Consider the following 20,988-nt stretch of genomic DNA (forward strand, 5'->3'; position numbering starts at 1 on the left):
GACATTCCGGTCAACGCCGTGGCCCTCGCGCGATCGGACACGTGAAGTGATCCGCGAACCGACGTACGCGTTCAGTCGACAAGGAGCTGATTGCGAGCAAGCTCCCGGTAAAGCGGGCTCTGCTTCATCAGGTCATCATGGCTGCCTTGTGCCGATACACGGCCCTCGTCCAAGACGATGATGGAATCAGCGTCTCGGACGGTTGCGAGGCGATGGGCCACGATCACGAGAGTGCAGTCGTCCGCCGCCGACGCGATCGCCCGGCGAACGAGCATCTCGGTTCGTCCATCGAGATTCGCCGTCGACTCGTCGAGGAGGAGGAGCCGGGGCCGTGCGAGAAGCGCGCGTCCGACGGCAAGTCGCTGGCGCTCTCCGCCCGACAGGGTTGCACCGAACTCCCCGACCGGAGTGTCCAGTCTTGTGGTCGAAACTCGAACCCTGTCCCCGAGTTCCAGGGCATCCAGGACACCCCAGCAGTCGGCGTCCGTCGCCTCCGGCGCGATGAGCGTGAGATTCTCGCGAATCGTCCCCGGTAATACCGGCGAATCCTGCTCGACGTAAGCTACGCGATCTCGCACGAGTTCGTGAGGAAGACTCGCGATGTCAACGCCGTCGATGAGGATCTGACCGGAAGTCGCATCATAAAAGCGCACGATCAAGCTAAGGGCGGTGGTCTTGCCCGCTCCCGAAGGGCCGACTAGAGCGACTCGCTGGCCGGGATCGATATGAAATGACACATTCGAAAGCGCGCCCCGCCGCGAGGAGCCGTTCACTGCTGCGGACCGGTAATCAAAGCAGACGTCCCTGAACGTGATGCTCACCGCTCCGGCACGCCCCTCGGACGCGCAAGCGACCCGGTAACCCTCAGACTCGCTTGGCAGCTCCGTGATCTCCCGGATGCGATCGATCGCACCCATCGAGGAGCCGAGGGACCCCAAGGCGGAGAAGATCTGTCCGAGCGGGGCGATCAGCAGGAAGACGTACATGAGGAACGACACCATGTCGCCGATGGCGAGTTGACCGGCCGCGACCCTGAAGCCGCCGACCCCCAGCACCATCAGGACAGCGGCCTGCATGGTCAGGAGCGACATCGGTTCCAGGAGCGCTGTGATCCGTGCGACCCGCAGCCCTGCCTTGCGCGCGTCATCGGCGATGCGGACGATGGCCCGCTCTTCGGGATCGGTCACATTTCCGGCGCGAATCGTCCTGATGCCGATAATCGCCCTGCTCAGCGCCGATGTGAGCTGACCGACGCTTTCCTGCAGTTCGCGGCTCGCCTTCTTGACGCCCAGCGACATCCCGGTCGTGAGTATCGCGAACACTGCGGCTATGCCCAGCGTGAGCCCGAAGAGCAAGGCATCGAGCAGCAGCAGCGCGGCCAGCGCCCCTACCATGGTGACGATTCCGCCCGCACTCGCGAGGACCCCTTGGGTCAATGCCAGGCGAATGACTGTCGTGTCGTTGGAGACGCGAGACACCAGGTCGCCGCTTCGGCGCTCGTCGAACTCACGGATCGGCAGCCGCAGCAATGAACGGATCAGCTTCCGCCGAGCGTTGAATACAATGCCCTCCCCCATGCGGTAGAGGAGATATTGCTGTAGCGCGCTGAGCAGTCCTACGGTCAGGAGCAGCGCGCATGCCAGCAGAACATGCGGGAGCAGGGATTTCCCACCGGTGCCGCCCACCTCCTTCACCAGGCGGTTGACGACAATGGGAAGCAACAACGACGCGGCGGCTCCCAGCAGGCTGACGGCGATCCCCGCCGAGAGAAGTCCGCCATTGCCCCTCAGCAGGCCCAGCAGCGCACGGAGCGACAAACGGACTCCATCGCCACGTCGCATATCACACCATCCAATCACGATTCAATGTCCGAGCAAAAACAAGATCACGGGCGGTCGCGCAACATTCGGAGGCATACAACCTCGACCCGTCGACCGATTGCGTCGATCGGGCAACTCAGCGGCACCTTCACGGGCTTATCAGCTTCCGGCTGTTCGGATCCGCCCAGCTCGCGGAGCCGGCGGTGCCCGGCGGCTTTTGTCCGCTCCCGGAAGACCGAGCACGACATGAGGCACCGGAGGGCCATTGGCAGAATGATTTCGGACTATCACACGGAGCCGAACACAGACAATGTGACCCATCTCTCATCGCAAGACGGATCGAGAAAGATACATACCGCTACCAGAACCGCCGTCGCACCATGCCAATAAGGGCTTCGCTCCAAGTCAAGGGGATGACAGATAGATAATCGCATGGTATTCGCGCGCGTCTTCTCATTCTCTTGAGGACAGGGCCTGCAGAAATCCGAAGAGATATCAAGGCCGGCATCGGACATCTCAACGTGAATCTGGCCGCCTCTCCGTCAACGTGTTAGCGTGACCTCACGGCCCGCAGGCTTGGGGCAGAGGACAACAACTGCCGCCTATTGCGGGGGCCAGTAGGCGCTGATGCGCCTATCCTCTGGTATCCACTTTATTGGGAAGGAGGTGAGAGGCATGGCTAAGCAGGCTTACGTCGCTCCGGTCCTGGAGAAGATCGGCGGGTTCCGCGAAGTGACGAACGGCTACCCCTGGTGGGACTACCGGGACATCTTCGGTGGGCGCACGTTCATCTCACCGTGATTCCGGTGTGTGGGTGAGGTGAGTCATTTCACCTCACCCACACATTTGCTCGGTCGACTCGCCGGCGGCACAAAACTAGAACTCCAATGGTTAGGTGACGTCACGTGAAGTTCTTGGCTCTACCGGACCGAGACGTCGATCATCACGTTGTCGGCCGTCTCGGGTGGGACGTCGAGCCGGATGTCGTCCGACATCCTTCAGGAAGGCCCTGGATCCTCGCAGACAACCTGTCGGACTGGGCGGTCCGGGATTTATCGGACGGCACCAGGATTGCCGTTCCCGAAGCGAACGCCGACCCTGTCGTTGCCGCCAAAATAAACGGCCTGGCAACGAACGCGCGCATCGACGACATCGCGAAGAGCCTGACCCTGACCAGTTTCCTCCTTGTCTCGGCCAACGGGCAGCAGCGTCTACAGGGATCCCTGAGCACACAGAGGCAGCTGTTCTGGGGCGTTGTTCACGGCGTCACGCTTGCCTCGAACAGCCTGCGTGTGCTGAGAGAGACGACTCAGCCCCCGGTCGATGAGACCTGGCTTGCACTTTCCCTGGTGAAGGCACTGCCCATCCACCCGTTCGCTCGGCGGACACCGTGGGCCGGTCTGTTCTCGCTGGGCATCGGCGAGTGGTTGAGGATCGACGCCCGGGGATCGGCTCAACCAATGCGATGGTGGGCTCCCCCAGCTTCGGGCGAAGACTTCGCGTCGTCGGCTGACGCTGTCGGCGCGTCGCTCCGTGAAGTGGTCGGCGAAACGATCCGCAGCGGCACCCGGCGCGTCAGCGCGGACATGTCCGGCGGCCTGGACTCGACAAGCCTGTGTTTTCTGCTCGCGGACCTGGGTGCCGATTTCACGACTTACAGAACGTCGTCCATGAGTCCATGGAATGACGAGACGACCCGTGCCCGCGAGATTGCCCGAGGCCTCCGGCTGCCCCTGCACGAGTTCCCGCCGCTTGCCGAGCAGAGTACGGCGTTCGACCTGGATCCCGACCCGAGCCCGGCGTCCGTCGCAGAAGGTCCGCTTGTCTGGGCCGCATCCCGCGGCTACCTCGACCTCCTGGTGAACGAAGTCTGCCGGACAGGGGCTCACATCCACTTCACGGGCCTCGGTGGCGATGAACTCTTCGATGTGGTTCCTGGCTTGTTCCGGGCTCTGTGGCGTGAGAATCCCATGGCAGCCTTGCGGCGTATGCGCAGATTCCAACTCGCGCAGAAGCAACGTCTCGTTCCGCTTCTCCGGGGCGCATCATCTCGCGAGAGCTACCGGAGCTACTTCCTGCGTGTCGCCGCATCGATCGAGCGCGCTGTCCCCTCCCGGCCCGAGGACGCGTACTCGTGGTTTCCACCGGTGGTCCTCCCCCGTTGGATCACGACCAAGGCGAGGAGCCTGATCGTTCAGGCATTCCTCGACGCGGCGACGTCGTTGCCGGACCCATTGGGGCGCGACCCGCTCGCACACCAAACCGTGGAGTCGATCGCTTTTCAAGGGAAGATACTTCGGCAGTTCTCCGAGGTTTACCGCCGGCACGAGGTTCGCTGGTGTGCACCTTTCACCGACAGTCGCGTCGTGCGCGCGGTACTCCGTGCTCCGGCATCCGCCCGGATCAGCGACTCTGTGGACAAGCCGCTGCTGGCGGCCACGATGCATGGAATCGCGCCAAGCGGCTTCTACGACAAGAGAGGCCGGGGAGACTTCACTTCGGATATCTACGCCGAGCACCAGACACGCCGGGGCAAACTCCTCATCGAGTTCAAGGACAGCCGTCTAGTGGAGCGCGACCTCGTTGAGCGAGACCAAATTGAGCCGATTCTAGCCGAACCAGCGGCCTCCGACATCGGACTGCTCGAACTCGAGAAGTTGGTCACCGCGGAGCGATGGCTGCGTGGAGTCGATTGATTCTCCCGCTTCATATTCACGTACGAGGAATAAGGAAGTCTCGTGGCTATCCGTTTGAACAAGGGCATTGTGCTTCAGGAAGTCGATGGGCAAGCGGTCCTGGTCGGGACCGGACGCAACGCGGCATACTGGCGCATCAACGGCACGGCACTCTTGATGCTGAAACGCCTGCTCGACGGCAATACAGCCGCCGAAGTGGTCGAGTCGATCGCTCGAACTCATGACATCGATCGCCTGCGGGTGAAGGCCGACATCGACCAGTTGATCGCGGCTCTTGTCCAGGCCCGCCTCGTTCACTCCGACTCTTTGGACTGATCGCGTTGGCTAGGGTCGATTCGCTCAAGTACCGGGCTCAAGCGCGCCTGGCCATCGCCGTCGCACGTGTTTTGATCTTGCTCTCTCCCGACCGTCTTGCCGCCGTGCTGACGCGCCTTTGCCGAGGTGTCGCTCAGGCGTCGGCGACGGACGCCGGCGATGCGCGGGACGTGGTATGCGCGCTGAGCCGGCGCTGCGCGGGACAGGGATGCCTCCAACGTTCTGTGGCCGTCGTCATCTTGTGCCGGCTGCGAGGAAGCGCCCCCGATTGGTGTGCCGGATTCGCCATGCACCCGTTCACCGCTCACGCCTGGGTGGAGGTAGATGACCGGCCGGTAGGTGAGCCTGAGAAGGTATCGACCTACACGGTCGTTCACGCGTCCCGTGTCCGGCCACATCAGGCGAGGTCCCGGTCGTGATGCGGAGGGTCCAGGACATCCTCGACGCTCCGGCTCCGGGACTTCCCTGACGCCTTCCTGCCCGTGCCGACACCGCCGCGCGAGCACCGCGACGGCCGGCTGCGCGTCAGCATCCCCGTCGTCCCCGGCGGCCGCAGGGCTTGGTCGCCGGAGACGACGAGCACCACGCTCAGCCTGCTCGCGCCGCTTCCTGTCGTCGTCAGCAGTTGGGGATCGCGGGAAGACCGGCGACGCGGGTGGCGAGCCAGGCCACCGCCAGCGGGCCGCCTTCGACCGCGCCGAGCACGTGGCTGCCGGCCGGCAGACCGGTCCACAGGACGTTCACGCCCCGCGCGCAGTACTCCTTCCGCAGGGTTCTGCCCACCTCGTACGGGATGATCTCGTCGCCCTTGGCGTGGTAGAGGAACAGCGGCACCCGCGGCGCGGACGCGCCGAGGCGGTTCTCCGCGAGACGGGCCCGCCAGTCCGGCAGGTTCAGCACGTCGGCGGTGGTGAACTCCGCCAGCCGCCGCCCGCCCAATTTGGCCCGGAGGTCGCTCACGCAGTCGTCGCGGGCGTCGCCGAACAGCGCCGCGCCCTCGGGGGTCAGGTAGCTGTCCAGGTGCAGCTCGGGATAGGCGGCGTCCAGCCCGATGCCGGCCGCAGCGGCGAGCCCGAAGTCGCCGGTGCCGTCCAGGTGCTCGGCCACGGCCCGCAGGTCGGCCGGCACCCCGCCCGCCGCGACGCCCTTGAGCCGCAGCTCGGGCGCGTACGACGGCTGGAGCTGGGCGGCCCAGGCCGCCGACGACCCGCCCTGCGAGTAGCCCATGACCACGACGGGAGCGCCGGCGGACAGGTTCGCGTCCGGCACCCGCGTCGCCGCCCTGATCGAGTCGAGCACGGCGTGCCCCTGCGACAGGCCCGCCATGTACGTGTGGTCGCCCGGCGTGCCGAGCCCCTCGTAGTCGGTCACCGCGACGGCCCAGCCCTTGAGCAGCATCAGGCTCATGATGGCGAGCTCGGCCTCGGTGCCGTTCGCCATGGCGGCCGACGGGGCGCACTGGTCGCCCATGCCGTGGGTGCCGACGGCGTACCCGGCGATGGGCCGCTTGCCGAGGGGATACGGGGAGTCGGGGACGAGCAGGGTGCCCGAGACGACGTTGGGCTCTCCGGTCGCGGAGGTGGACCTGTAGCGGAGGTGCCAGGCCTTCACCGGCACTTCCAGCAGCTTGCCGGGCGCGAGGTAGACCGTCGTACGGCCGGCTTCGACGACGTCCCCGGCGGAGGTCGCGCGTGCGGTGCCGCCCAGTGCGGGCAGCAGGAGAAGAGCCCCGATCATGGACAGGGTGGCACGAACGCGAAGGTTCATAAAGCCGCCTTCCGGCTGTCGGATCACGTTCCACAATCGGCGCCGCGGCCTGATCGTTACCCGGCGGTAACGGTGTGTCAAGGACCCAATTGGCGGGACTTCACGCGCTCGTGTCAGGCACCATGACGGTCATGGACGCCGCATCGGTGAACCTGCTGCGCGAGGTGCTCGCCTCCACCGGATGGCTCGAACGCACCCGGGAGCTCGGCCTGGCCCTGCGGGCCACCCGGTCGCCCGGGGGGCTCCTCGTCGTCGGCACCCCCGAGGAGGAGCCGTGGCACGTCACCGCCCATCTCGCCGACGAGGCCCGGCTGTCGGGGCTCGCCCAGCTCTCCCCCACGCTGGTCCGCTGGGCGCCGCCGCCGGGCGCGCCCGCACACCTGCGGGTCGGGATGGAGCGCCTGCGGAGCGCCGGCAGGGGCGAGACGCTCTTCGTGGTCGCCGAGCGACGGGCGCCCGTGCCCCTGCTGGAGCGCGTGGACGACGCCCGCCGCACCGGCGCCACGATCCTCGCCGTCGACGGCGGCGACCCCGAGCTGGAGGCCCTGGCCCACGACGCGATCGCCGTACCGGGCGAGGGGGCCGTCTTGAGCTTCGACGCGGCGCAGCACCTGGTGAGCAGCGCGGCCGGGGAGGTGCGGCGGCACGGCCTGCGGGAACGCCTCGCCCGTCTGGCCGAGCGGATCACGGGCCCCCACGTGAGCGACTGAGGTCCGGCCGTTTCCGGGAAGGGCGCCTCAGCCGCCTGCGGGCGGGATGTTCTGGTTCGACGCGAAGACGTTGTCCGGATCCATACGCGCCTTCAGCCGGGTCAGACGGCTCCAGCTGCCGGGCAGATACGCCTCTCGGATGCGGCCGCCGCCCTCGTCGCCCAGGTGGTTGACGTAGGTGCCGTGGGCCCACGGCCGGGTGGAGTTCCATGTCTCGCTCACCCAGTGGCGGTGCCGCTCGGGGTCCTCGGCCGGGTCCTCCCACGTGGCCGCGATCATCGTCATGTAGTCCGCCGACCGGTGACCGAAGGCCGTCGCCTCCGGGTCCCTGTCGCCGATGGCGCCCCCGAGACGGCGGAGCAGCACCTGGTTCAGGGGCGACGACGGGTGGGTGCCGTGGTGGGCGAGCGCGGCGACGGCCTCGTCCGGCAGGCCATGGAGGAAGTCGGAACGCACGTACTGCTGCCGCCCGGGGACGTTCGCGTCGTCGAGCATCCGCTGCAGGCCGGCGTACCCAATCACCCCGAAGGTGTCGACGAGCGGCCGTCCGAGGCCGCGCAGCGACGCGGTCAGCTCCTGACCTGTGCCGTGCGGGCCGAAGTAGGCGGCCGCGATGCCGACCACGGGCCTGCCGACGGCCTCGGCGGGCACGAAGGGCGCCGCAGGAGCGGACACCAGCGCCGCGACCAGGGACAGCTCGCGCGGCGCCCGCTCGCCGGCCTCGTGGAAGGTGTGGAGGGCCTCGCAGGCGAGTTCTCCCGGATACATCACCATGCCCGCCCACGCGGGAGCGACCGGGTGAAGGCGGAAGGTGAACCGGGTGACGATGCCGAAGTTGCCGCCGCCGCCGCGCAGCCCCCACATCAGCTCGGGGTCGGTGTCGTCGTCGGCCGTCACGACGTCCCCGTTCGCGGTGACCAGCTCGACGCCGAGGAGGTTGTCCGCGGCGAGGCCGTGCAGCCGGGACAGCCAGCCGATGCCGCCGCCCAGCGTGAGGCCCGCCACTCCGGTGTCGGAGATCTCACCACCGGGTGTGGCGAGTCCCTCCGCCTGCGCCGCCGCGTCGAACTCCCGCCACAGGACCCCCGGGTCCACGTCCGCGAGGCGAGCCGCCGCGCGGACCGCGATGCCTTTCATCAGGCTGAGGTCGATCATCAGCCCGCCCTCGACCACCGAGTAGCCCGGGATGCTGTGGCCGCCGCCGCGCACCGCGATAGGGAGGCCGTGGCGGCGGGCGAAGACCACCGCGGCGGCCACGTCCGCCGTCGAGCGGCACCGGGCGATGAAGGCGGGCCGGCGGTCGATCGAGCCGTTCCATATGCGCCGCACCGTGTCGTAGTCCGTGTGGCGCGGGGTGAGCAGTTCGCCCTCGAAGCCGTCGAGGGCGGGAGCGGGGACGCCGATGGTCATGTCAGTTCTCCTGTCTGTCGCGGTGACCGCGCCAAGACTGGAGCAGGGCGGCGCGCGGGCGGCATCCCTCATGTAAGGGATGGTTCGGACGTCGGATCCACGCCCATACTGGCGCCGTGAGAAGTGCGACAGTGCGGGACGTACGGGAGGCGGTGGCCGACCTGTCTCGCCGGGCTGACTCCCCGCTGACACTCGAGCGAGCGGTGGCCGCCCAGGTGACCCGGGTGGTTCCGGCCGATCTGTGGTGTGCGCTGACCATCGACCCGGACACGCACAACATCAGCGGCGGCTTCCACGACGAAGGACTGCCGTTCCGGCTGCTCGGCCGGTTGACCGAGATCGAGCAGCAGGAGACGGACCCGGACGTCCTGACCATGCGCGAGCTGGTCCGCAGCGGCGTGGTCGCACGCACCCTGACGCAGGCGACGGACGGCGACCTCGAGCGCAGCCACCGCTTCCGCGACGTGCTGAGCCCGTCCGGCGTCAGGCACGAGGTCCGCGTCGCCTTCCGGGCGCAGGACGGCCGGGTGTGGGGTGCGATGGTCCTGATGCGGGGCACCGACGTCCCCGACTTCACGGCGCGGGAGCTCGGCGTCCTGCGCGGGATCAGCCACGTCGTCGCCGACGGGCTGCGCCGGGCCACGATGCTCTCCGAACGGCCGCCGGCCGACGACGGCGGGCCCGGCCTGCTGCTGTGCAGGGTGGCCGGCGCCGTCGTGGTCGAGCACACGTCGGCGTCCGCCCGGCGGCTGCTCGACGAGATCGACGACGGCCGCCTCGGCGATCTCCCGTACACGCTGGCGTCGCTGGTGCACGCGGCGCACCGGCGCACCGCGTCCACCACCTCGCATCGCGTCCGGATCCGCGTCCGGACCGGACGGTGGCTGACCGCGCACGCCGAGCGTCTCGGGGAGGATTCGGTCTCCGTCATCCTGGAGACCACGCGCCCGCACGAGATCATGGAGCTGCTCGCCGACGCCTACCGGCTCACCGCCCGGGAACGGCAGATCGCCGCGCTGGCCGGGCGGGGGCTCACCAACAAGGAGATCGGCTCGGTCCTCTTCCTGTCGGCGTTCACCGTGCAGGACCACCTCAAGGCCGTCTTCACCAAGACCGGCGCCCGAAGCCGGTCCGAACTCGCCGCCCTTCTGCACGGGCACCCTGCGACGCCACCGGAGTGACCGAGCGCCTCCGACCGTGCGTGCGGCCGGCGGTGCGTGCGGCCGGCGGTGCGTGCGGCCGGCGGTGCGTGCGGCCGGCGGTGCGTGCGGCCGGCGGTGCGTGCGGCCGGCGGTGCGTGCGGTCGGCGGTGCGTGCGGCCGGCGGTGCGTGCGGTCGGCGGTGCGTCAGGGCATGGACGGGCCGAGCGGGGCCCGGCTGAGCTCGCGCACCCGCCGGTCCACCGCCTCGGCCGCCTCGCGCAGCACCTCGATCACCACGGCCTGCATCGGGTCGGGCTCTCCCGACGTCGTACGGCTCACCCTGGTCAGCGCCTCGATCCTGCGGCTGCCCACGCCGCGGATGCCGGTGACGACGACCTCGCCCGGCGGCACGTCGAGCAGCGCCAGCGACGGCACGATCGCCACCCCGTGCCCCGCCGACACCAGCCCGAGCACGGGCGGGAACTCCGCGATCAGGTGCACGCGGCGCGGGACGAACCCGTGGAGCTGGGCGAGCCGTTCGAGCGCTTGCCCGCACGCCTGGTCGGGCACTCCGGCCACCCACGGCAGGTCCACGAGGTCGGCGACGGTGGCGGGCACCACGTCCCACGACGGCGGGGCGACGATGCGGTACTCGTCGTCGTAGAGGCGGTGCCGGGACATCGACGGCAGCGACGCGGCCGGCTGGCTCATGTCCCGTTCCGTCACGACCAGGTCCACGCCGCCGAGGCGCAGCTCCTGTACCGCGCCCGGCCCGAACAGCTCGTGGATCACCGGCGTGATCCGCGGGTGCCGTACGGCCAGCTCGCGCAGGGCGGGGACGAGCAGGTGCCGGATCACGGTGGGGTACGCGGCGATCGTGACCGGCCCGGACAGCCGCTCGGCGAAGCGGTTGAGCTCGTGCCTCGCCTCGGCGAGCTGCTCCTCGATGCGCTCGGCGTACGCCGCCAGCACCCGGCCGGCCGGGGTCAGCGTGACCCTGCGCTGCGATCGGTCGAACAGCGCGAGGCCAACCTCCCGTTCGAGCTGGGCGAGCTGCTGGGAGACGGCCGAGGGCGTGAGGTGCAGCGCCTGCGCGGCCTTCATGACGCCGCCTCTGCGCGACACCTCGTGCAGGATCCGCAGCCGCCGCGGGTCGATATCCATACAGCAGATCTTACGTTCGGATTAAGAATCCTTCACTTGCTCTTCACTCTCCAAAGGCAGATCATCGGATCATGACCATTCGCGTGGGCGGCGAGCCGTCCTGATGTCCACCTTCATCACGATCATCGGCACCGCGGGCGCCGTCGTCCTCCTGCTGGCGTACGCGATGGTGTCGTCCGGCAGGATGTCCGGGGACGGGCTGCCCTACCAGCTGCTCAACTTCGGCGGGGCGGCCACCTTGATGATCAACAGCGCGTACCACTCGGCCTGGCCCTCGGCGATCCTCAACCTGGTGTGGAGCGGCATCGGCGTGTGGACGCTCGGCCGGCTCGTCGCCCGCCGCGCGACGGCCCGGCGGCACGCGGCCGACCCCGCCCCGGCCACTGGACAGTGAGACAGGGCACGGTGAGACCGGGCACGGTGAGACCGGGCACGGTGAGACAGGGCACGGTGAGACCGGGCACGCGAACGGGAGAACCGGGCCCGGGGAGAGACTCCGGAGGGCCGGGCCCGGGAAAGGGGTCAGGGGATCAGTCGTCCCAGTCCTTGTCCTGCTCCCTCCAGCGCTCGTTGCGCTCGGCCGCCGTCTGCAGGGCGTGGGCGGCGGCGTCGCGGGAGTCGTAGGGGCCGAGCCGGTCCTTGTTCGGGCAGCCCTTCTCGGGCTCGACGCTCATGTGCTTCAGGCAGAACCACCATTGATCGCTCACGCTCATAATCGTGCCCCCTTGACGCGCAACTAGACTTGGCCGCATGACCACGCTGCTCCGCCCCGGGCGAATCTCGCCCACCCGTAAGGTTCCCGCCCACATCCCCCGGCCCGAGTACGTGGGGAAGGCCGAGCCCAAGAAGGGCGACAGCGACATCCAGACCCCCGAGACCATCGACAAGATGCGGATCGCGGGCCGGATCGCCGCGCAGGCGCTCGAGGAGGTCGGCAAGCACGTCGCCCCCGGCGTGACGACCGACGAACTCGACCGCATCGGGCACGAGTTCCTCTGCGACCACGGCGCCTACCCCTCGACGCTCGGCTACCGCGGCTACCCCAAGTCGCTGTGCACCTCGATCAACGAGGTGATCTGCCACGGCATCCCGGACGACACCGTGCTGCGTGACGGTGACATCGTCAACGTGGACATCACGGCCTACATCGGCGGCGTGCACGGCGACACGGACGCCACCTTCCTGGTCGGCGAGGTGGACGAGGAGTCCCGCCTGCTCGTCGAGCGGACCCGTGAAGCGACGATGCGGGCGATCAAGGCGGTCGCGCCGGGGCGCCAGCTCAACATCGTCGGCCGGGTGATCGAGGCGTACGCCAAGCGCTTCGGCTACGGCGTCGTCCGCGACTTCACCGGGCACGGCATCGGGGCCTCGTTCCACTCCGGACTCATCGTCCCCCACTACGACGACCCCTCGCTGTCGGTGACGCTGGTGCCGGGGATGACGTTCACGATCGAGCCCATGCTCACGCTCGGCACGATCGACTACGAGATCTGGCCCGACAAGTGGACCGCGGTGACCAAGGACCGCAAGCGGACCGCGCAGTTCGAGCACACGATCGTGGTCACCGAGACGGGGCACGAGATCCTCACCCTGCCGTAGCAGCTTCGGCAGGCGGCACCGCGGCGCTTCGCCGGTGTTCGGACGAAGCGCCGCGTGGATTCTGCCGTCAGCGGCGGCAGGGCCCGCCGGCGCCGGCGGCCTACTCGGCGGCCCTGTCCCGCCTGTTCAACTTCGCCAGGTAGTCGTTGTAGGCGTCCAGCTCCGCGTCTCCGGTGCCACCGGACTTGGCCGCGACCGCGTCCGCCCGGCGGTCGGCCCGGCGCGCGACGCGTTCGTCGTCGCGCCACCACTGGAAGCCGAGCGCGAGCAGCACGATCAGCGTGGGGATCTCACCGAAGGCCCAGGCGATTCCGCCGCCGGCCTGCTGGTCGGCCAGCGAGGAGACGCCCCAGGTGCGCCCGAGCTGGTCGTAGTAACCGGACGCGAGCACGGTGCCCATGCTCATCAGGGCAATCCCGAAGAACGCGTGGAACGGCATGGTCACCATGAGCAGCAGCAGCCGCCCGACGTGGGGCAGCTTGTGCGGCGCCGGATCCACGCCGATGATCACCCAGAAGAACAGTGAGCCGCTCAGCAGGAAGTGCACGGTCATCGCGATGTGACCGAGGTGCTCCTCCATCGCCGCGGCGAACAGCGGGGTGAAGTACAGGGCGAACGTCGACACCACGAAGATCGCGGTCGCGATGGCGGGGTGGCTGACGAACTTCAGGACCCTGCTGTGCAGGATCACCGTGAGCCACTCGCGTGGTCCCCGGTCGCCCCGGCGGGCGGCGGGCTTGAGCGCGCGCAGCGCCAGCGTGACCGGCGCGCCGAGCACCAGGAAGATCGGGACCAGCATCGACAGGATCATGTGCTCGGTCATGTGCACGCTGAACAGCACGGGCGAGTAACGCGCCACGCCGCTCTGCGTGCTGAGGACGAGGACGACGACGCCGAGGTACCAGCTGACCGTGCGGCCGACGGGCCACCGGTCGCCCCGGCGGGCCAGCCGCACGACGCCCGCGCCGTACAGACCGGCCATGACGACGGCGAGCACGGCGAAGAACAGGTCGAACCACCACAGCGCCAGCAGGTTCGCGAGCGTCAGCGGCGGCGGGACCAGGTAGCCGAGCAGCTCGAAGGCCCGGTCGACCGGCGTGTCGACGGGCGGCGGGGCGGTCCGGGACAGCGCCACGGCCAGGCCGATCGTCGCCCCCATCAGCAGGACCTCGCCGAGGGCGAGGCGGAGGAAGGCGTGCGGCTCCCCCGCCGACAGGCTCGGCAGCGTACGGCCGCGGTGGCGCCAGCCGACGAACCCGAGCACGGCGAACGCGACGATCTTGGCCAGCAGGAGCAGGCCGTAGTTCGAGGTGAACAGCTCGCCGATCGAGGTGAGGCGCGAGGCGGCGGCGGCGAGCCCGGAGACGCCGACGCCGACGAAGCACCACAGCGCCATGCGCGAGAAGCGCGCGGCGGCGACGTCCAGGAGCGGCCGCCCGCGCAGCGCGTGAACGCAGACCACCCCGAGGCCGCCCACCCACAGCGCGAGGAAGAGCAGGTGCATGGCGACCGAGGTGGTGGCCAGCCCGTGGTTGGGCGAGGAGGAGGAGTGCCCGGTGAGCGCGGGCGGCAGCAGCGTCACGAGCGCGAAGACCAGCAGGCCCCCTGCGGCGCCCGCCGTGATCGCCCCCCGGGCGAACAGTGCGATGGCGACGGCGAACAGCACGACCAGGGTCAGCGCGATGCCCTGCGGCACCTGGCTGGCGTAGCTGGTGAGCTCGTTGCCGGCGAGGATCTGCCCCACCGGCGCGCCGAGGGTCTCCGACAGGCTGAAGACCAGCGCCACCGCCGCGGCGACCGCCCAGGCCAGCGCGGACCACGACGCGCCCTTCACGTAACTCTGCGCCTGTTTGCCGAGCAGGCCCTTGTCGTTGGGCAGGAACGCCGCGGCCGCGGCCAGCAGACCGACGGTCAGGACGCCGGAGACGTCCATCGCGAGCTTCGACAGCGGCAGCATCCATCGGGTCAGGGTGCCCTCGTCGGGCAGGCCGGGAATGATCCGCGGCGTCGCGGCCCCGCCGAGCACCATCGCGATGACGAGTGCGCCGACGGCCGCGCAGAGCGCCGCGGCGGTCAGGCGCACCGCCCTGTTCACGGCTTCTTCCGCAGGCTCAGGAACATCCCGATGCCGATGCCGGCGATCCCGAAGATCACCGCCCAGATCCACCCGGGAACGCCCCCCTGCCCGCCGTCATCGGCCTGCGCCGCAGGTGCCGTCGCGGGCGCGGCGGCCGCCGGAGCGGACGTGGAGGACGTGTCGCCGGGAGCCGTCGCGGACGTCGCCGTCCCCACGGACTGGTCGCCGATCACAGTGAACGGGATCTCCCCCTCGAGCGGGTGCCCGTCGGGAGAGACCACCCGCCAGGCGATCGTGTAGCGACCCGGGGGAACCGGCTCGGTCACCGCCTCGGTGACCTTGGGCCCGTCGACGACCGGGTCGCCCTTCTCGTAGCGCTTGCCGTCCTCGCCGCGGACGACCACGACCGGGAACTGAACGGAGTCCGCGAACTCGAGCGTGACCTTTTGCAAGGTCTTGACCTGGGCGTTCTTCTGCGGGTCGCTACTCTTGAGCGAGGTGTGCGCCTGGGCGGGCAGGACCGGCGCGGCACACAGCAGGAGAGCCGCCACGAGCGCGGCGAAGGCGGCGAGGAAGGGTCTCTTCATGGCACCTCCCAGGCTACCGACGCGGGGGTCCGGTCCATACCTCGCATCGGAAGACTGGGGATAACCCGAGAACACGCCTGATCACGCCGCGGCCGGCTTCCACACGGCCACTCGGTGCGGCACCCCTGGGCCGATCGATCCGCCCGCGGTTCCCGGACTCGTCCTCGCGCTCCACGAGAGCCGGACGCGAGCCGGGCCGGAGGCGAGCGGCCTCCGGCCCGGCAGAGCGAAACCTGTGCGCCCGGCGCCTGTGGGCGCGGTCAGAGCCCGGCGCAGGCCAGCGCGCGCTGGTACGCGGCGACGCTCTGCTCGTCATCGCCGATCCGCCGCCGCATCTCCGCCACGTTCATCCAGTCCTCGGCGGCCTTCAGGGTCTGCGGCGCGTCCTCCAGCCAGCCGGTGACCAAGTCGAGCGCCGCGGCCGCGTCCCCGTCCTGGTGGAGCAGGAAGTACGCCTGGCTCAACAGGACGTTGGCGGCGGGCAGAAGGCCGCTCTTGGTGTGCTGGAGGTGCGTCATCGCGTCCCGGAGATGCTCCACCGCCTTGTCCGGACGGTCGAGCACGAGTTCCGCCCACGCGAGGACGCTGGAGCACCGCGCACGGTCGAAGGTGCTGCTCGCCGAGGCCTCCAGCTCCCGTTGGGCCCGCAGGAGCAGCTCACGCGCCTTCTCCGCCTCCTCGGGACGAACCCGGAGCATCATCGCCGCGTACGCCGTACGTACACGCGCGAGATTGCGGGGCTCGCCGTTCTCGGACTGGAAGGCGAGCGCCCGTTCGAGTAGCGCGATGCCCTCCTCGCCGTGGCCGGTCTTCTCCACCACCTGCGCCGTGTTCCAGCACGACGCCACCGTCGCCCTCGGGGTGCCGAGTGTCTCGGCCGCGGCCAGCAGCTCGTTCGCGAAGTGGCCCGCGCGCAGCAGGTCGCCGCGCACCATGTACGCCGTCAGAAGGGTGGCGCCGAGCTCGACCAGCTCGTCGTTCCAGCCGCTGCGCGCGAAGGTGGCGAGCGCCTGCTCACCCACCTGCACGGCGGCGGAGAAGTCGCCCCGCTCACGGTGGCACCGGCACAGCGCCAGCGCCACGGCGATCTTGCGCTCCTGCGGCATCGCCTCCGTCTCGGAGCCGTTGAGCTCGTTGAGAACCGAGATCGCCTCACCGAGCTCGCCGCACGCCTCCAGGGCCAGGGCATACCCGTAGCGGGCCTCGACCCGGAGCGCGGTGAGGCCCAGCAGGTTGTTGTCCGCGAGCAGTTCGGCGTACCTGCGGCGGGCCTCGGCGACCTCACCGTTCTCGAGCGCCATCCGTGCGAAGCTCAGGCCGACCTCGAGATCCTCCATCTGCTCGGCCGTCACACCGTTGACGAGGTAGGTGAGCGAGCAGTCGAGCTTCTGGGCGAGCAGCTCGAGAACGGCCGGCGTCGGCGTCCTCTTGCCGCTCTCGATGAGAGATACGTAACTGTCGGAAAGTTCAGGATGCGCCAACTGCGCTTGCGAGAGCCCGCGCTGTCGCCGTATCGCCTTGATGCGCTGTCCGACCAGATCTTGCGCGGCCATTGGCAACTCCTGAAATATTGTAGGCCCGGCAATCTGAGCTGATGGGAGATCCACCGTGCGCCGCCCAGCCTCGTATCTACTTACCGCCCTGATTTTGGCCCTTGTGACCGTTGGTGGCAATGCTACGGCCAACGGCGCTGCCGCGTCTCCCGACCGCCAATACGCCGTCTTCGATCCCAGCTGCTGCTGAGCCGGTGGCCACCAGTCGGAGCAGGACGTCGCCGTCCTCGGCGGACGACCCCGCCGCCGGGGGACGGCCGTCCGCCTGATACGGGCCAGGCGGCAGACGATTGATCAGCGGGGAACGGAGCCGGTGTCGTCGACAGACGCCGCTCACAGTCCGGGTCGCGATTTCCGACAAGGAGCCTCCCCAGGAATTGGAATCCCGCAGCCGGCGTTGACGCCTTTCCCATTTGCAAGCACATCGAACGGCCGCGATCTCAAATTACCGGTGCGGGCCGACGCCAAAATTCGAGAGGGTTCCCGGGATTCCGCTGACGCCGGCCTTCACGAGAACACCGGAGGCGGCCGCCGGCCTGATCTGTGAAGGCGGCCGGTTGGCCGGTCCGCGATCCCGAGATGAAAGCGGCGAGCGCACCAGACCGTCATACAACGGGCGAACGGGCCCGTTTACGCGGAAACCTTCCGTCCCGCGCTCGCGTCCTTACACGGCCGGCAGTCCCATCCGAGGCCGGTGAGAACGACGAACGACCGGCCGATTCGGGATCAGCGCAGGTCAGCGGGGTCAGAGCGGGTGGCGGCCCGCGCCCCGGCGGTGCGTTTCCCAACGAAACGGCGTTCGCCGGGGATCGCTCCCGGCCGCGGAACCGGGCCTCCCCGCAATCGCGACCCGCGGCTCCCTCCGGGCATCCGGGCAGGTCAAAGGAGGCGGCAGTTGGACTTACCGGTGAGTAGAAGATTCCGGGCCAACTGGAACCGGCGCATTATCCGAGGCATCTAGACGATATCTAGGCGCAAGATGGCATATTTGATGCTCTGCCGGAACGGGCCCGACGGCGTGCCCGGCGACCGGCGAACACGGGGATGACATCGCGAAGCCGCAGTTTTGGGGGGAACCGCCGAGGTGCAGTGGCGACGAGCGCAGTGGCGACTCATCGTGCGCACCGGCGCGGGAGCGCGTTTTCACCCGATCGCGGTGACCCACAGAATGCATCTACGCCGTTACCAGGTGGAGTTCAGACGTATGGATAGCGCGAATGAGCGTATAGCGTCCGACCACTCGCCCTGCCGCCTGCGGATGCTCGGGCCCCTGGCCGCATGGCGCGACGGGCGGAGCGTCGACCTCGGACCCCCTCTGCAGCGCGCGGCCCTGTGCGTGCTCGCCGCGCAGATGGGACAGGTCGCGACCAAGGAGGCGCTGATCAGCCGGCTCTGGGGGGAACGGCCGCCCAACACCGCCGAGCAGAGCGTCTACACCTATGTCGCCGGGCTGCGGCGGGTCCTGGAGCCGGCAGGAGGCCGGCGGGGTTCCTACTCGGTCCTGCTGTCCCGGTCGGGTGGCTACGTCCTGGCCCGCGGACCGGTCCAGGTGGACGTCGACGACTTCGAGCGCCACCTGGCCGAGGCACGCCGGCTGGACGGCGACGGCGACCTGCGCGGCTGCCTCCGCGCGCTGGACGCCGCCGTCGGAAGCTGGTCGGGCCCCGCCCTGTGCGGCGTCCCAGGTCCGTTCGCCGAGGCGGAGCGGGCCCGCCTCGAGGAGTTGCGCCTGGCTGCGCGGGAGGACCGCGCCGACGCGCTGCTCCGCCTGGGACTTCACCAGGAGGCGGCGACGGCCCTGGCCGAGCTCGTCGGCGAGGCTCCCCTGCGGGAGCGCGCCCGTGACCTGCTCATGCTCGCGCTCTACCGCTGCGGCAGGCAGGCCGACGCACTGAACGTGTACATGGACGTCAAACGGCTCCTCGCAGAACGGCTCGGGGTGGACCCCGGCGAGACGCTGCGGGAGCGGTACGAGCTGATCCTGCGGGCCGACCCCTCGCTCAGCCGGGTGAACGACGGTGCGGCCGGCACCGATGCGGCGTCCCCACGACCTCCTCGCCAGTTGCCGCGGGCGGTGAGCGGCTTCGTCGGCCGGGCCGAGGAGGTGGTCCGCCTGCGATCGCTGCTCGACCCCTGGGACGGCGCCGCCCCGCAGGCGGTGGTCGCCGTCACCGGCGCCCCGGGAGCGGGCAAGTCCGCCCTGGCCGTCCACGCGGCCCACGCCGCCGTCCACGCGTTCCCGGACGGCCAGCTCTATGTGAATCTCCTGGGGGCGACTCCGGGTGTGGAGCGTCTGACGCCGATCGACGTGCTCGGCAGGCTCCTGCGCGCCCTGGGACTGCCGGGCGAGGCCGTGCCGTCCGATGCGGACGAGGCCGCCGCGATACTGCGCGACCGGCTGGAGGGACGCAGGACCCTCATCCTGCTCGACGACGCGGCGGGGCCCGAGCAGGTCCGCGCTCTCCTGGGTCTGCCGGCCGGCACCAGCGTGCTGATCACGAGCCGGGAGTCGTTCGCGGTGGCCGACGACTGCGTCCAGCTCGTCCTCGGCAGCATGTTGCGGTCGGAGGCCGTCACCGTACTCGCGAAGCTCGTGGGAGCCGAGCGGATCGCGGCGGACCCGGCGGCGGCGGCCCGCCTGGCCGACCTGTGCGGCGGGCTGCCGCTGGCCCTGCGCCTGGCCGCCGCACGGCTCGTGGACCGGCCGCAGTGGACGCCCACAGAGCTGGTCGGCCGGCTGGAGGACCGGCGGCGGACGCTGCACGAGCTGGAGGCGGGCCAGACCGCCGTGCGTTCCAGCCTCGAACTCAGCTATGAGAGCCTCGCCCGTGGCGAGGCCGACCTTGACCGGCTGGCGTCCCGGGTCCTGTGCCATCTCGGCCTTCTCCATGTGGCGGATGTGACGGCGCACGTCGTGGCCGCGCTCGTGGACGAGCCCGCCGACGCCGCGGAGCGAGCGCTCGACCGCCTCGTACGCGCGCATCTGCTGGAGACCGCGGGCACCGGCCGGTTCCGCATGCACGACCTCGTACGGCTGTACACGATCGAGCTGGCGGACACCCGCCTCGCGCCCGAGGCCCGCAAGGACGCCCTCCTGCGAGCGCTGGGGTTCTACGGCGCGACCGCACGGCAGGCCAGCACCATGCTGGACCCGAACCGCGTGCAGCTCCCCTGGCCCGCCGTGCCGCAGCGCCCCGTCGAACTCGGCTCTCTCGGCGAAGCCAGGAACTGGCTGGAGGAGGAGCTGGCGAACGTCGTCGCCGCGGCGTCGCAGGCGCTGGTGAGCGAGGACGACGACATCGCGCGCATGGGGGTCTACGTCGGATTCTCCCTGTACTGGCAGCTGTCGAGAGGCGCGCACCGCCGCGAGCACCTCCAGCTGAGCAGGCAGACGCTGGCCGTGGGCGAGCGCACCGGCGACCCGGAGATCATGTCCCTGGCACACGGTCAGGTCTCCTCCGCCCTGCTCCACTACGGCCGGGCCTCGGAGGCCATGCCGCACCAGCGGGCCGAGCTGGAGCTGAGACGCGTGCTCGGGGACCGGTTCGGCGAGATGCGCGCGCTGGGCAACCTGGCCGTCACCCACCTGAGGCTCGATCAGTACGCGGAGGCGCGGGAGTGCACCGAGGCACAGCGGGGGATCGCCAGGGAGATCGGCTCCGCCGTCGGCGAGCGTCACTCCCTGCTGATCGGGGGAGATGCCTGCCACGGGCTGGGCGAGGTGGCCGAGGCGTTGAGCCTGCTGAGCGAGGGACTGGCGCTCGCCCATGCCGCGGAAGATCGCTACCACGAGACCGTGGGTCTGGAAATACTCTCCAGGCTGTACCTGGATTGCGGTGACCCGCTCAGCGCGAAGTCCAGCCTGGAGCGCGGCCTGCGATGCGCGATCGAGATCGGCTACCGGTTCCATGAGTGCCGGTCCCTCACCTTGCTCGCCAGAGCACACCGCCTCCTCGGCGAGCCGGAGCAGGCCCTGGCCTGCGCCCACAGGGCGCTGGCGATCGCGCAATCCTCAAGGGACGAGGAACTCCGCGGCGATGCGGAGGCCGAACTGCGGGCCGTCCGCGCGGCCTTCCCCGGCTCGGAATCCGCCCAGCCCCAGGCAGGGCACCTCGCCTTGAGCCGCTGAACGTCACACGACGGAAGGA

At 69.7% G+C, this 20,988-nt stretch carries 17 protein-coding genes; 9 read left to right on the top strand and 8 right to left on the bottom strand.

Features of this window, described 5'->3' with window-relative positions; all coding sequences use genetic code 11:
* Positions 1-71 precede the first annotated feature (71 nt).
* Positions 72-1,817 carry an ABC transporter ATP-binding protein gene (locus IL992_RS39970; protein WP_193208503.1) on the bottom strand — a complete coding sequence of 582 codons (1,746 nt, stop codon included), beginning with the start codon at positions 1,815-1,817 and terminating at the stop codon, positions 72-74.
* Positions 1,818-2,495: 678 nt separating this feature from the next.
* Here IL992_RS39970 and IL992_RS39975 point away from each other — a divergent pair.
* From IL992_RS39975 to IL992_RS39990, 4 genes are all read left to right on the top strand, one after another.
* Entirely contained in the window at positions 2,496-2,621 is a 126-nt protein-coding gene (locus IL992_RS39975; protein WP_169978877.1) for a keywimysin-related RiPP, read from the top strand.
* A 104-nt stretch (positions 2,622-2,725) separates the two neighbouring features.
* Positions 2,726-4,516, top strand: coding sequence for an asparagine synthase-related protein (locus IL992_RS39980; protein WP_193208504.1), 1,791 nt, complete (start codon positions 2,726-2,728; stop codon positions 4,514-4,516).
* A gap of 42 nt (positions 4,517-4,558) precedes the next feature.
* Entirely contained in the window at positions 4,559-4,831 is a 273-nt protein-coding gene (locus IL992_RS39985) for a PqqD family peptide modification chaperone (protein ID WP_193208505.1), read from the top strand.
* A 5-nt stretch (positions 4,832-4,836) separates the two neighbouring features.
* Positions 4,837-5,250 (top strand): lasso peptide biosynthesis B2 protein, encoded by a 414-nt coding sequence (locus IL992_RS39990; RefSeq protein WP_226874665.1) that lies wholly within the window; start codon positions 4,837-4,839, stop codon positions 5,248-5,250.
* A gap of 199 nt (positions 5,251-5,449) precedes the next feature.
* On the opposite strand, the gene IL992_RS39995 is transcribed toward IL992_RS39990, so the two are convergent.
* Positions 5,450-6,598, bottom strand: a complete 1,149-nt coding sequence (locus tag IL992_RS39995; RefSeq protein ID WP_226874666.1) for a lipase family protein — start codon at positions 6,596-6,598, stop codon at positions 5,450-5,452.
* A 131-nt stretch (positions 6,599-6,729) separates the two neighbouring features.
* On the opposite strand from IL992_RS39995, the gene IL992_RS40000 reads away from it, so the two are divergent.
* Positions 6,730-7,308, top strand: coding sequence for a hypothetical protein (locus IL992_RS40000; RefSeq protein WP_193208506.1), 579 nt, complete (start codon positions 6,730-6,732; stop codon positions 7,306-7,308).
* Positions 7,309-7,335: 27 nt separating this feature from the next.
* Here the strand turns inward: IL992_RS40000 and IL992_RS40005 are convergent, their stop codons facing one another.
* The gene (locus tag IL992_RS40005) at positions 7,336-8,718 is read right to left on the bottom strand and encodes an FAD-binding oxidoreductase (protein ID WP_193208507.1); all 1,383 of its coding nucleotides are present in this window, start codon (positions 8,716-8,718) and stop codon (positions 7,336-7,338) included.
* A 116-nt stretch (positions 8,719-8,834) separates the two neighbouring features.
* Here IL992_RS40005 and IL992_RS48755 point away from each other — a divergent pair, with 116 nt between their 5' ends.
* A complete protein-coding gene (locus tag IL992_RS48755; RefSeq protein WP_193208508.1) occupies positions 8,835-9,899 on the top strand; it encodes a helix-turn-helix transcriptional regulator in 1,065 nt (354 codons plus the stop codon).
* A gap of 165 nt (positions 9,900-10,064) precedes the next feature.
* Here the strand turns inward: IL992_RS48755 and IL992_RS40015 are convergent, their stop codons facing one another.
* Complete coding sequence (locus tag IL992_RS40015) at positions 10,065-11,024, bottom strand: LysR family transcriptional regulator (protein WP_193208509.1); 960 nt, start codon at positions 11,022-11,024, stop codon at positions 10,065-10,067.
* A gap of 103 nt (positions 11,025-11,127) precedes the next feature.
* On the opposite strand from IL992_RS40015, the gene IL992_RS40020 reads away from it, so the two are divergent.
* Positions 11,128-11,418 carry a CBU_0592 family membrane protein gene (locus IL992_RS40020; protein ID WP_193208510.1) on the top strand — a complete coding sequence of 97 codons (291 nt, stop codon included), beginning with the start codon at positions 11,128-11,130 and terminating at the stop codon, positions 11,416-11,418.
* Positions 11,419-11,554: 136 nt separating this feature from the next.
* Here the strand turns inward: IL992_RS40020 and IL992_RS40025 are convergent, their stop codons facing one another.
* On the bottom strand, positions 11,555-11,731 hold the full coding sequence (locus IL992_RS40025) for a hypothetical protein (protein WP_260614717.1): 177 nt from the start codon (positions 11,729-11,731) through the stop codon (positions 11,555-11,557).
* Positions 11,732-11,774: 43 nt separating this feature from the next.
* On the opposite strand from IL992_RS40025, the gene map reads away from it, so the two are divergent.
* Entirely contained in the window at positions 11,775-12,623 is an 849-nt protein-coding gene (map, locus tag IL992_RS40030) for a type I methionyl aminopeptidase (RefSeq protein ID WP_079319327.1), read from the top strand.
* A 100-nt stretch (positions 12,624-12,723) separates the two neighbouring features.
* Here map and IL992_RS40035 read toward each other — a convergent pair whose 3' ends face one another.
* The 3 genes from IL992_RS40035 to IL992_RS40045 form a co-directional block, all read right to left on the bottom strand.
* Positions 12,724-14,718, bottom strand: a complete 1,995-nt coding sequence (locus IL992_RS40035) for a cytochrome c oxidase assembly protein (protein WP_319019127.1) — start codon at positions 14,716-14,718, stop codon at positions 12,724-12,726.
* Entirely contained in the window at positions 14,715-15,287 is a 573-nt protein-coding gene (locus IL992_RS40040; protein WP_193208512.1) for a copper resistance CopC family protein, read from the bottom strand. The genes IL992_RS40035 and IL992_RS40040 overlap by 4 nt, the downstream gene beginning before the upstream one ends.
* 260 nt (positions 15,288-15,547) lie before the next feature.
* Positions 15,548-16,840, bottom strand: a complete 1,293-nt coding sequence (locus IL992_RS40045; protein WP_193208513.1) for a helix-turn-helix domain-containing protein — start codon at positions 16,838-16,840, stop codon at positions 15,548-15,550.
* Positions 16,841-18,044: 1,204 nt separating this feature from the next.
* On the opposite strand from IL992_RS40045, the gene IL992_RS40050 reads away from it, so the two are divergent.
* Entirely contained in the window at positions 18,045-20,969 is a 2,925-nt protein-coding gene (locus IL992_RS40050; protein ID WP_193208514.1) for an AfsR/SARP family transcriptional regulator, read from the top strand.
* Positions 20,970-20,988 lie beyond the last annotated feature (19 nt).

Source organism: Microbispora sitophila (assembly GCF_014892245.1).
Classification (GTDB): domain Bacteria; phylum Actinomycetota; class Actinomycetes; order Streptosporangiales; family Streptosporangiaceae; genus Microbispora; species Microbispora siamensis.